Annotated in this window: 6 protein-coding genes, 1 tRNA gene and 1 pseudogene; all 8 read left to right on the forward strand. The window is 38.2% G+C overall.

What is annotated here, in order from left to right:
- A pseudogene (locus K6G87_RS07695) lies at nt 1-762 on the forward strand (aminoacyl--tRNA ligase-related protein); the annotation flags it as partial.
- A complete protein-coding gene (locus K6G87_RS07700) occupies nt 762-1,649 on the forward strand; it encodes a DUF3881 family protein (protein WP_296835565.1) in 888 nt (295 codons plus the stop codon). The pseudogene K6G87_RS07695 and the gene K6G87_RS07700, both read left to right, overlap by 1 nt.
- Before the next feature lie 69 nt (nt 1,650-1,718).
- Nucleotides 1,719-1,792: transfer RNA gene (locus tag K6G87_RS07705), tRNA-Arg, on the forward strand.
- 197 nt (nt 1,793-1,989) lie between these two features.
- Complete coding sequence (locus K6G87_RS07710) at nt 1,990-2,778, forward strand: LytTR family transcriptional regulator DNA-binding domain-containing protein (RefSeq protein WP_296835567.1); 789 nt, start codon at nt 1,990-1,992, stop codon at nt 2,776-2,778.
- Between the two features lie 62 nt (nt 2,779-2,840).
- Complete coding sequence (locus K6G87_RS07715; RefSeq protein ID WP_296835569.1) at nt 2,841-4,718, forward strand: zinc ribbon domain-containing protein; 1,878 nt, start codon at nt 2,841-2,843, stop codon at nt 4,716-4,718.
- Between the two features lie 448 nt (nt 4,719-5,166).
- A complete protein-coding gene (locus tag K6G87_RS07720) occupies nt 5,167-6,546 on the forward strand; it encodes a PhoH family protein (RefSeq protein ID WP_296835571.1) in 1,380 nt (459 codons plus the stop codon).
- 573 nt (nt 6,547-7,119) lie between these two features.
- On the forward strand, nt 7,120-11,247 hold the full coding sequence (locus K6G87_RS19800) for an ATP-binding cassette domain-containing protein (protein WP_330669799.1): 4,128 nt from the start codon (nt 7,120-7,122) through the stop codon (nt 11,245-11,247).
- Nucleotides 11,248-11,394: 147 nt separating this feature from the next.
- Nucleotides 11,395-13,266, forward strand: a 1,872-nt coding sequence (leuS, locus tag K6G87_RS07735) for a leucine--tRNA ligase (RefSeq protein WP_296835573.1), incomplete at its 3' end; no start/stop codon positions are given.

Below are 13,266 nucleotides of genomic sequence, written 5' to 3' on the forward strand. Positions count from 1 at the left end.
AGACTTCACTCAGCAGTACTTGCATATGCAAGAGACTTCATGATTGACAGAGGATTTACATAGTGTATCCCACCATACATGATTCATGGTAATGTTGTTGAAGGTGTAATGAGTTTCCCTGAGATGGAAGCAATGATGTACAAGATTGAAGGTGAAGATCTCTACCTTATCGGAACAAGTGAGCACTCAATGATCGGTAAGTTCAAGGAACAGCAGATCATGGAAGAAGAACTTCCCCAGACACTTACAAGCTATTCACCTTGCTTCAGAAAAGAAAAAGGAGCTCACGGTATCGAGGAGAGAGGTGTATACAGAATTCACCAGTTTGAAAAGCAGGAAATGATCGTAGTTTGTAAGCCCGAAGATTCAAAGATGTGGTATGATAAGCTTTGGCAAAATACAGTTGACCTTTTCCGTTCAATGGATATTCCTGTTCGTACACTTGAATGCTGCTCTGGAGATCTTGCTGATCTTAAGTGCAAATCATGCGATGTTGAAGCATGGTCACCCAGACAGAAGAAATACTTTGAAGTTGGAAGCTGCTCTAATCTCGGAGATGCACAGGCAAGACGTCTTAAGATCAGAATCAAGAGCAAAGATGGCAACTATTTTGCTCATACACTTAATAACACAGTAGTAGCTCCGCCTAGAATGCTCATCGCATTCCTTGAGAACAATCTTCAGGCAGATGGATCAGTTAAGATCCCTGAAGCATTAAGACCTTACATGGGCGGAAAAGAAGTACTTATTCCGGAGAAATAATGCATAAATTTATGAGAGCTGTCGGCCTTGCAGGATTGCAGGGCCGTGGTGCGCTCGAAAAGCTGTTGGAATATTGTGTCCAGAATGCAGACGAGCGAAATTACATTAAAAATGAAGATGACGAGATATTCGCACAGTTCACCAAAGAATTTGCGCCTGGACTGGGAGTGGTAGTCTATGGCCAATTTAAGGCTGAGAATCACTTTATATACGAATACTATTATCCTTATATAAAAGGTGAAGGCATCTCATCTTCTGAAGACATAACTGTAGAACAGCATGCAGCTACAGATTCATTCGCCGGCGTTTGTGATGATCCAAGATTAGGGATCACTATGATCTTCTATCTTCAGAATATGATGGAATATTTAAAGGTCACAGATAAAGGACAGAAGAAGACAACAGGAACTTCTGTTACATTATCAGCCTTATCTACAAAGGGAAGTATAATGCTGCCAATAGCCAAGACTCCCAACCAGAAAAGGCTTCTTAAGAAGAAACGTCAGACAAGAACAAGACTAGTAAGTCATGCAAGAAACGGAGATGAAAACGCGATTGAATCTCTGACCCTGGATGATATGAATATCTACACAACCATCTCAGATAAGATATTAAAAGAAGATGTGTACACTCTTGTAGATAATTATTTCATGCCATACGGAGTTGAATGCGACCAGTATGCAATAATGGGTGAAATAACAGATTATAAGCTTACCATCAATACCTATACCAAAGAACCGGTATATATTTTAAGTATAATCTGTTCTGATATCGAATATGACGTTGCCATAAACCGCAAGGATCTCCTCGGCGAGCCAGCGGTAGGAAGAAGATTCAAAGGTAACATCTGGCTTCAGGGACACATAAATTTTCCTGAAATAAAATAATAGATTGAAATATTTCGTTTATTATGGTAAATTGTAACAGTGCCTTTTATTATTATAAGGCACTCCTTCGTTTGGGTAGCTCAGCTGGATAGAGCGTCCGCCTCCTAAGCGGAAGGTCGGGGGTTCGAATCCCCTCCCGAACATTTATATTATTCAATAGTTTTATCTGTCATAATTTTCAATTCTATCATCTGGTTTTTTTCTAAATTTTTTCGCAAATTATAAGGCAGTAAAATAAAATTCTTGATCACATCATGAATTATTAAGTGCAGGCAATCTCTCTATAAAGGAATATTGCAGGCATTGTAAGTGGGTTATTAGTATTTAGGGGAAAAATAAAATGGGGGTCAATAAAGTAATTGTCTATGATCCTGAAAAGGACATGACTGGTTTTATCAAAAATAATGTTTTACCATATATAAAATTTAGGTATAATTCCAAATATGAGCTTATAATGTGCGATAATTATACAAGCATTAGTCGAAACCTTGAGTCTATTGATAACAGGGTTGATTTTTGCTGTTTTTATATGCATGATGAAAGTGAACTTGAGATTTACAGCAGAATTAAAAAGGAATATATAAACCTTCCAATCCTATTATGTACATATTCCAAAATTGATCATAACTTATTTTTTAAACCGGGACTTATTCCGGAAGAATATATAACGATAGAAAAAGAAGTTATATCAGAAGAGGAAAAGATGAATGATCTGGAAGAGGCTCTTAATAATATAAGAGAGTATCTGGACAATTATCAGCCTGACCATATCCAGGAAAAGAAGAAGAGCATACAAGGCAGGAATGATGAAAACGATATATTTTTTATCAAAGGAGAAGAGATAATAAGTGTAGAGAGCGATACATCATCAGGACAGGCTTTGCAGAAGATAAGGACCATACGAGGCGAATACCCTTGTAAATTGAGTATCGCCGAAATTGAAAAGACTTATAGTACAATTTTATTCAGATGCAACAGAGATGTGCTGATCAACAAAAGCATGATCGCCGGATATAACTGTTCAAATTATGAGATATTATTAAATACCGGTGATGACGAATACAAGATCAAAGCATCCAAGGAGAAATTCAATCAAGTGCTGCACGCATACAAAGTATTTTGCAGATAATATACACCCAAGGTATCATCAGGTGCGTAGACGTATGCGTAATACTAAAGGATACTACCAAGATGAAGTGTAATAATTGTCAAAAAGAAATACCTGATAATATCAAATTCTGTCCCTACTGCGGACAGCCTGTACCAAGAATATCTGATAATAAATATATGGTACCGGGATATGAATATCCCAAAAATCACCAGTATAAAAATTTGCAGATATCAAATAGTAATACAAGAGCCTCTTATTATGGCGCCAATAATAATGCCGGAGCAAAATCAGAGGATCCTAACAAGCGGGTCAAAAAGATACTCCTTGCAGCAGTCCTTGTGCTTATAACGCTTGTAGTAATACTTGGAATTGGCTTCTATAAGGCATTAACCAGTGATTCTTATGATGATTCAATAGAATATGCAAATGGGATCACTTACTGTTCAGATGGCATAATCTATGTGGATACAGATGTTACAGATGATATAGAGCCTTATGCTTTAACTACAGAAGACGAAGAATTGGTGGATAAATGTGATTTTGTCTATCTCTCAACCTTTAATCCAGATTCAGATATTATCTATTATATAAAAGATATGAAAGAGAAAAAGGCTGAAATCTGCGCCTCTCTCTACAGCATATATACAAAAGATATAACAGATAATGAAGAAGATAATGCCACAAGATCAAAACTTATAGCAGATGATGTTTGCGGCTTTTATGCATCATCTGGATCGGATAATGCAGTCCTTTATGAAACAATAGACAGCGAAATCTATATGTATTCAGATAATGGCAATGATTATATCATAAGCACTGAAGGACTTACCTCAATTAACAGTGTCTTCAATTATGAGAACACACATATTATCATGACCATGAGAGGTAACAGCTCAAGTTCCATTACCACCGGATTTTATTTTGGAACACAATATGATATATACCAATACGATACAAGTACCAAGAAGCTCAGACTTATAAATGAATCTGTAAGATTTCCATACGGAGACAATAAGAATCTTGTTTATATCAAGGAAACAAATGATAGCGAAGAAAGCGGAGAACTTTATATCTCAACTATCACAAGTGAAGAAATAAAAACGACTAAGATCGATGACGATGTAACCGATATCATTGACACTACACTTACAGATGACATAACTCACATAACCTATGAAAAAAATGGCGCGCATCCCGAAGATTATACAGAAGAAATATATACCTATGATAACGGTGAGATAACAGATCTAGGAGAAGTTCAATACAGCACTAAATATTCGGAATATGTGACCTTTTATGATCTGTATGAAAGCCAGGACCAAAAGCAGGATTTTACCCAGTACTACACCACAGGATCTTCAGAAGTATATGAATCACCTTTTAATGAAGTAAATCATATATCAATGGCTTTAAGAGAAAATAAGCTATATGTAGAAGCTTATGATGATAATAATATAAGCTGTGTATACTCCTGCGATATAGAATATGGCAAAGAGATAAGCAATATCAAAATGATAGCCTATAATGCTACTTTATCCGGCATATTCAGTTATAAATATCAGTTCTACGTAGCAGGAAGCAAGGCAATGAATCTCTACATATCTGCTGATGATGATCCGAGTCTTATGATATATGACGTTCCAATAGACACCTTTTTTACTTTAAAAGCAACACCAATAATTAATGACAACTCCTATCACTTTATAGTAAAGTTCCTTGATTACGACGTTAATTCTAATATCTATGACCTTTATGTTGTTGATGAAAACAAGAAGTTAAAAAGAGTCGAGACAATGATAGAAACAACCGCTGTTACAGGTAATGGGGTTATCTATACCAAGGATGGTGCCATATATTATTACGGGGCAGACACCAAAGAGGTAAAGAAGATAGCAGACAGCAATTATTACTACGAGATGGCAAATAAATATGAGACATCAATCTCGCTTGATTCTTAAATATACAAAACTGAAAAATTTCATTTTTTAACACAAAGCCCTGAAAAGCGCTCCTGGAGCCTCCTAGGGCATATATCAAAAATATAGATCTTAGAAAGATATGGTGTTTTTTGGAATATTCCGAACTTATGGTGTAATTTGGAACGTATAATAAACTAAAATTTTCACTTTACAAAAAAATAGACAACCATATTTCATTGTAAATACTGACTTTATAACCACAATATATTGTATATAATAAATATTTTGGTACAAGTTAACAGCTTGTCATGTATAAAAGTATTGTTTATAATTTAAATATGGTGAAGAAGAAAATATTTGCAAGTCTATATAATAGAATGCAACTTCAAACAAGGACATGATGCAGGGTTCTCCTGTGTCATGTCCTTTGCGCTTTTTGGGGAGCGCATTTTCTTCTTAAATAGGGAGATTGGAGGAATCTGCACGTATGAAGAAGACTTATGTAATTGACACTAACGTTCTGATTCAGGCTCCGTACGCGCTTGAGTGTTTCGAAGACAATAATCTTGTACTTCCACTAGTCGTACTCGAAGAGCTTGACAGATTAAAGAATGCAGATGGTGAGAAAGGAGCTAATGCAAGAGCTGCAGTACGCTATCTTGAAAATCTCAGGATGAGCGGAGATCTTCTGAAAGGGGTTGATCTAAAAGGCGGCGGAAGCGTCCGCGTTGAGAAGAACTGTGTGAATGTAGAGCTTCCGGAGGATCTTCCGGATGACAAGGCAGACAACAGAATTCTTCAGGTTTGTAAAGGCCTTATTGATGAAAAGAAAAAAGGCGAACAGATAATACTTGTAACCAAGGACCTTCTTCTTAGAATAAAAGCTCACATAATCGGAATAAAAGCCGAAGACTTTACAACTGAGCAGATATCTGATGAAGACGAGCTCTACACAGGACGAAATGAGGTATTCGTTCCTGAAGATGAAATCGATAATTTCAAAAAAGACGGGATACCTGTTGAATGTCTGTATGATACAGACGGACAGGGACAAAAGATCGAACTTACTTTCCACGAAAATGAATTTGTAATATTAAAGCCTGACCAGTCAGACAGAAAGTCACTTCTTGGACGAATACATAACGGCAAGGTAGTACCACTTAAATACAAAAAGTGTAAGCCTTACGGCGTAACTCCAAGAAATGTCGGACAGTACTTCATGCAGGAAGCCCTGATGGCAAGTGCTCAGGAAGCACCTCTTGTGATCATCAAAGGTATGGCAGGAACAGCCAAGACTTTCTATTCACTTGCAGTAGGACTTGAAAAAGTCTTCAATAACGTAACAGGTGAATACAGAAGGATAATCGTATGTCGTCCTAATGCACAGTTTGACGATGATATAGGCTTCCTTCCGGGAGATGAGCAGGAGAAGATCGCACCACTGATGAGGCCTATAATCGATAACCTGGAACAGATCCTTGATTCAGATGAAGAACAGCGCTACGGCGATGAAGAGCAGCTCTCTGACAAGATAGCTGAGATCTTCGACAGAGGCATAATCCAGACAGAAGCTTTGAACTTCATCAGAGGCCGTTCAATTGCAAAAACATACCTCATAATTGATGAAGCACAGAACATGACACCTAATCAGGCTAAGGGCATCATCACAAGAGCAGGTAAGGATACTAAGATAATCCTTCTTGGCGACCCTAACCAGATTGATAAACCCTTCCTTGATAAAAGAACTAACGGCTTATCTTATGCAGCCAAGTGCATGAAAAACAGCCCTTACTGCTGGCAGCTGACATTATCAGCAGAAGAATGTGAACGTTCTATGCTCGCAATGGATGCGATAAAGAGACTATAAAGAATTCAAATTGAAAGATGTCAGCTTACACTGATTAAAGCCATCGGTATGTCTCGAAAGAGACTACAAGAACATAATCAATATGTTTCCTTCCACTGCTCTGAGTAGCAGCTGTACAAATATCCTGTTAAATGCGCCTGTATCTGAAGATACAGGCGTATTTAGTTTGTATAAAATCATATAAGAAGTTACATGCGTATTTACTGTGTATATTACAGCATGCCTGACTAATATATGCTTACATGTCATTTGGACTATTAGTTATTATAATTGCGAACACAAGAAAATACCGCTATTATATAAGATATAGGTTATCTCAGACTTCGCACTTTATAAATAAGCTAAGATCCTTGCAAATTTGATATCTTGGGCAGTTAATAAAGGATTTTTAAGACAAGAAAAACATTTATTAACTGCCTAAGATAACCAAATTGCAAGGAAAGTTACGAATTTATATATGCGCAGTTTTAGTAGGTGATAAAATGTGGTCTTTTATAATTAGATAGCCAGAAAATCCATTACCTTTAGGTGATGGGTAGTTCACATAAAAATTCCAGGGTGTGGGGGCATATAATGATCAAAAAAAGGCTGATTGAGCTTCTTTCAGATTCTGTAAAATATATAAAGCAGCAAGTACTCTATAAACTCTTATCTTTAATATCTCAGATAGTAATAGTAATATGCATAGCGGACATCTTGTCAGATGTAGTAACCTCAAGCTCTCTGATACTATCAGGAAGCGAAGTTGAGATAAGCGCAAAGGCATATATCAAATATATAATTCCTGCTATTATATGTATAGTCCTTAGATTTGTCTTCGACAAGAAGGAATCAGAAACCTCTTTTGCCGCAAGTGCTGATGTCAAAAGAATCTTAAGGGAAAAGATTTATAATAAGCTTTTAAATCTTGGATCTTCATATAAAGAAAAGGTATCCACAGCTGAAGTTACCCAGCTTATCACAGAGGGCGTAGAACAGCTTGAAACCTATTTCGGACTATACCTGTCACAGCTTTTCTATGCCATGATAGCCCCGCTTATATTATTTGTAGTTATCTCCTTTATAAGTTTTAAGGCAGCAATAATCCTTCTTATATTCGTACCCCTTATACCTATATCAATTGTAGTAGTCCAGAAGATTGCCAAAAAATTATTATCCAGATACTGGAGCATGTATGCAAATCTTGGAGACAGCTTCCTTGATAACATTCAGGGACTTACAACACTTAAGATATACCAAAGTGACAGTATTGCTGCAAACAAGATGGATACAGAATCAGAGCACTTCAGAAATGTGACAATGAAGGTTCTTACCATGCAGCTTAACTCAACAAGTGTCATGGATATCATGGCCTACGGAGGAGCAGCAGTAGGACTTATCGTAGCTTTATCAGAATATTCCAAAGACAATATTACGCTCTCGGGAGCACTTATTATAATCCTCCTTGCTGCAGAATTCTTCCTTCCAATGAGGCGCCTTGGTTCATACTTCCATATTGCGATGAATGGAATGGCAGCAAGTGATAAGATATTTAATTTACTTGATCTTGAAGAACCCCAGGAAGGAACAGAAGAGTATCCTAAGGATGCAAATTTGCTTAAGTTCGACAATGTATTTTTTGCCTATAATAAAGATGAAAAAGGTAAAGAAGAAAAAAACACAGACACAGCACTTGCACCTTCAGATAATCCAGATGACATAGGTCTTGTCAATCTGCAAAAAGATAATAAGGCTGTCCTTAAAGGTATTACAATGGATATTCCAAAAGGCAGTTTTGTAGCAATAACAGGCGTATCCGGAAGCGGCAAGAGTACCATAGCTTCTCTTATTATGGGAAGACAGAAAAACTATACCGGTTCTATCAAGATCGCAGATACCGAGATCTCATCAATAAAAGAGGCAGAACTTTATAAAAATATAACCCTGGTATCCTCCGGAGCAGTTCTATTTAAAGGCTCAGTAAGAGAGAATCTTGCCATAGCTGGTGCTGATATTACTGACAATCAGATGATAGAAGCGCTTAAAAAGGTCAACCTTACAACTTTAGATTCAGGCGAATCAAATGTTCTTGATTATAAGCTTTTAGAAAATGCATCAAATCTTTCCGGTGGTCAGAAGCAAAGACTTGCCATAGCAAGAGGGCTTCTTCATAACACAGAAATCTATATATTTGATGAAGCAACCTCCAACATTGATGCAGAGTCCGAAGAGATAATCATGGCAACCATCAAAGAGATTGCCAAAGAGCATACCGTCATCATGATCACTCACAGACTTGCCAATGCCAAAGATGCTGACAAGATATACATGCTCAAAGACGGATTAATAGCAGAAAGTGGTACTCATAAAGAACTGATGAACCATTTTGGAAGCTATTCACTTCTTTATAATGCACAGCAAAAGCTCGAAAATTATAATGGCGGCAAGTGCAAGACAGAAGAGATGCCGGTTCATAAAAAGGCAGATTGTGAAGAAAAAGCGATAGCTGATACGGCATCAAATAATACAGCTATAAAAAATATAAAAGACTCAGCTATAACAGAAAATAAATTTTCACCTAAAAAGCAAAGTGTATTCGTCATCATATCAAAGCTTATAGTACTTATAAAACCGCTCCTTCCAATAATGATCCTTGCAATAGTACTCGGAGTTCTCGGCTTTGTATGCGCTATATTCCTTACAGTAAGAGCAGCAATGTTACTAAAAGCTTTAACACCGGTTGCAGAAGGATCCCCGGTAATAGCCTTAACTAAAGCTGCAGCATGGTCCCTAATAATAATGGCAGTTTTAAGAGGAATACTGCACTATGCAGAGCAGTACTGTAACCATTTCATAGCATTTAAGCTCCTTGCGATCATAAGGCACAAGGTATTTGAAGCGCTGCGAAAATTATCTCCAGCCAAGCTTGAAGGGCGCGATAAAGGAAATATTATTACTATCCTTACATCTGATATAGAGCTTCTTGAGGTATTCTATGCCCATACAATATCACCTGTAGCGATAGCAATAGTCATGACTATCATAATGGTAGTCTTTGAATGGAGCCTGTATCCTGTAGCCGGTATCATAGCACTTATATCTTATATAGCAGTTGGCGTGGTAATCCCTGTCATCAACTCAAAACGCGGCGCTGATACAGGAATAAATTACAGAGACCGTTTTGGAGAACTTAATTCATATGTCCTTGAAAGCCTTAGAGGACTTGATGAGACAATTCAGTATGGCAATGGAGATTTAAGGCAAAAAGAGATCAAGAACAAATCCACATCTCTTGGAGCTATCCAAAAGGTTCTTGCTCAGTATCAGGGAGATCAAAGTGCAATAACCGGAATGACTATCCAGATAGCTACCTGGATCATGCTCCTTGCTGTTATATTCTCAGGTTCTTATGATTTTGAGAATATAAGCACCTGCATAGTAGCTGTAGTAGCTATTATGAGCTCTTTTGGTCCTGTTATAGCACTGTCCAACCTCTCCAATAATCTTATGCAGACATTTGCTAGCGCAAACAGGGTCATAAACCTGATCGAAGAAGTTCCTGTTGTAAAAGAAAATACAAACGGTAAAAAAATCTATCCTAAAACTGAAAATATTTATACAGAAAATCTTTCATTTGCATATAGTAACGAGCCTGTATTAAATGACCTTACAATAGGTTTCCCTAAAGGCCAGATAATTGGAATCCACGGTCCTTCAGGCTGCGGCAAATCAACCCTCTTAAAGCTCCTTATGAGATTCTGGGATACTGATAAGGGAAGCGTAAGAATAATAGCAAATGAAACAGATCCTGATGCTATAAAAGAGGGTGAATTATCACAGGAAGATAAGCAAAAAGCTTCTGGTTCAAAAGATGATCAGGCTAATACTATTACAAAAGATAATAAGAATAGTATTAATACAAAAGGTAATAGTACTGATACAAAAGATAATCCTAAAGGGACTGATACTAAAAACGGTAATGAAATTAATAAAGAAGCTTCAACTAATAGCGAAGATGAAAGCGTCAATGAAGCGCCAAAGCCTATGTCAGCCATAGAAATGCTCAAAGCAATGCAGGCTGCTAAGGAAGAGAAGATAAGAGTACAAAAGGAGCATGAAGAAGCCTTTATAGAAAAATCAAAAGCACTTGCAAAGCAAAAAGAAGAAGCAAGAAAGAAAGCTGCTTTAGAAGCAGAAAAAGTCGAAAAGCAAAAACGTATGACTTTAAAAGAGCGCATAAATTCACTTCTTCCAAGTGCTGAATTAAAGGACAGATCCAATGATATAAAGGATGTCAGAACAAAAAGTCTTAGAGATCTTGAAAGCTACGTAACACAGGATACCTATATCTTTCATGATACAATAGCTGCAAATATAAAGGTTGCAAAGCCATCAGCAACTATTGAAGAGATCAAGGAAGCTGCGAAGAAAGCTTCACTCCACGATTTTGTAATGAGTCTTCCTGACAAGTATGATACTAAAATTGGGGAACTTGGTGATACCATATCAGGCGGCGAAAGGCAGAGAATAGGTATAGCAAGAGCCTTCCTTCATGATACCGACATAATCCTTCTTGATGAACCGACAAGTAACCTCGACAGCCTAAATGAAGGCATAATCCTTAAATCTCTAAAGGAAGCCTCTAAAGACAAGACAGTCATAATCGTATCTCATAGAGATTCTACAATGGCTGTTGCTGATAATGTCTATAGCTTTTTTTGACAGTAAAGCTTTAATTTGCTACAATTACGACAGTTTTTAATGCCTTGGAAATCGCATCATCTTCCGAGGCTTTTTATTAGATTAATTAAGTGCTGGGAGCTTTTTGTTGTTAGCAGTAATAGCGCCTTTGCCGGAATGGAGATCGAAATGGAATACAATCCAAAAGCCATTGAGCCCAAGTGGCAAAAATATTGGGAAGAACATGAAACTTTCAAAACAGATGTATGGGACTTCTCTAAGCCTAAATACTACGTACTTGATATGTTCCCGTATCCGTCAGGAGTAGGTCTTCACGCAGGACATCCTGAAGGATATACAGCAACAGATATCATGTCTCGTATGAAGAGAATGCAGGGCTACAACGTCCTTCACCCAATGGGATACGATTCCTTCGGACTTCCGGCTGAGCAGTATGCTGTATCAACAGGTAATCATCCAAACGGATTTACTGAGAAAAATATCGAGACCTTCACCGGTCAGCTCAAAGAGCTGGGATTCGACTATGACTGGTCTAAGATGGTCAAGACATCTGATCCTTCTTTCTATCACTGGACACAGTGGATCTTCAAGCAGCTCTACCTTGACGGCTATGCTAAATACGTAGATATGCCTGTTAACTGGTGTGAAGAGCTCGGAACAGTTCTTTCTAATGACGAAGTTATAGATGGTAAGTCAGAGCGTGGCGGATACCCTGTAGTTCGTAAGAACATGAAGCAGTGGGTTATCGACCAGCAGGCATTTGCAGAAGAACTCCTTTCTGGTCTTGATGAGATCGACTGGCCACAGTCTACCAAGGAGATCCAGAAGAACTGGATCGGCAGATCTGAAGGTGTTGAAGTTGATTTCAAGATCGTAGGCGGCGGAAACTTCTCAATCTATACTACATGTATCGAGACAATCTACGGTATTACGTTCATGGTACTTGCTCCCGACGGAGAGACAGTTAAGGAGCTCATGCCTAGAATTGAGAACAAAGAAGAAGTTGAAGCTTATATAGCAGAGACTCTTAAAAAGACTGAAATGGATAGAACTGAGCTCAACAAGACTAAGTCAGGTTGCGAGCTTAAAGGCATCCATGCAATAAACCCTGTTAATGGCAAAGAAGTCCCTGTATTCATCGGTGACTTCGTACTTGGCGGATACGGAACAGGTGCTGTAATGGCAGTACCAAGTCATGACCAGAGAGACTTTGAGTATTCTGAGGTTCACAACATACCAAGGATCCAGGTTATCGACGGCGGCGATGTATCAGAGCACGCTTTTGAAAAGGGCGACTACCTTGGCAAGGGCTGCAAGCTCATGAATTCAGAAGAGTTCAACGGCCTTACAGTAGAAGAAGCCAAGGAAGCTATCACAGACAAGCTTGTAAAAATGGGCGTTGCCAGAAAGACAGTTAATTACAGATTCCGTGAATGGATCTTCGCTCGTCAGCGCTACTGGGGTGAGCCAATGCCTATCGTATATCTTGAGGACGGCTCAATCCACGTACTTGATGATGATGAACTTCCTCTTGAGCTTCCTGTACTTGAAGATTATAAGGGCAAAAATGGTAAAGCACCTCTTGATAATGCGACAGACTGGAAGAATTATGATCATAACGGCGTAAAAGGAACAAGAGAGACCTCAACAATGCCAGGGTCTGCAGGATCTTCCTGGTACTATTTCAGATATATCGATCCTGATAACAAGGACGAGTTTGCAAACCAGGAACTTCTTAAGCACTGGATGCCTGTAGACCTTTATGTAGGCGGACCTGAGCATGCTGTAGGACACCTTATGTATTCAAGAATCTGGAACAAGTACCTCTACAAGAAGGGCCTTTCTCCAGTAAGCGAGCCTTTCAAGAAGCTCGTACACCAGGGTATGATCCTTGGATCCAACGGTATCAAGATGGGTAAGAGATTCCCTGAATTCGTAGTTAACCCAAGTGATATCGTAGAGAAGTTCGGTGCAGATACACTCAGACTCTATGAGATGTTCATGGGCGCTCTTGAAGCTTCAAAGCCATGGTCAGATCAG

This window comes from Butyrivibrio sp. (genome assembly GCF_024699075.1).

Excerpts from the sequence above, each read along its gene's own strand:
- K6G87_RS19800 (WP_330669799.1), top strand. The coding sequence starts at position 7,120 with ATGATCAAAAAAAGGCTGATTGAGCTTCTTTCAGATTCTGTAAAATAT.
- K6G87_RS07720 (WP_296835571.1), top strand. The coding sequence starts at position 5,167 with ATGAAGAAGACTTATGTAATTGACACTAACGTTCTGATTCAGGCTCCG.
- K6G87_RS07715 (WP_296835569.1), top strand. The coding sequence starts at position 2,841 with ATGAAGTGTAATAATTGTCAAAAAGAAATACCTGATAATATCAAATTC.
- K6G87_RS07700 (WP_296835565.1), top strand. The coding sequence starts at position 762 with ATGCATAAATTTATGAGAGCTGTCGGCCTTGCAGGATTGCAGGGCCGT.
- K6G87_RS07710 (WP_296835567.1), top strand. The coding sequence starts at position 1,990 with ATGGGGGTCAATAAAGTAATTGTCTATGATCCTGAAAAGGACATGACT.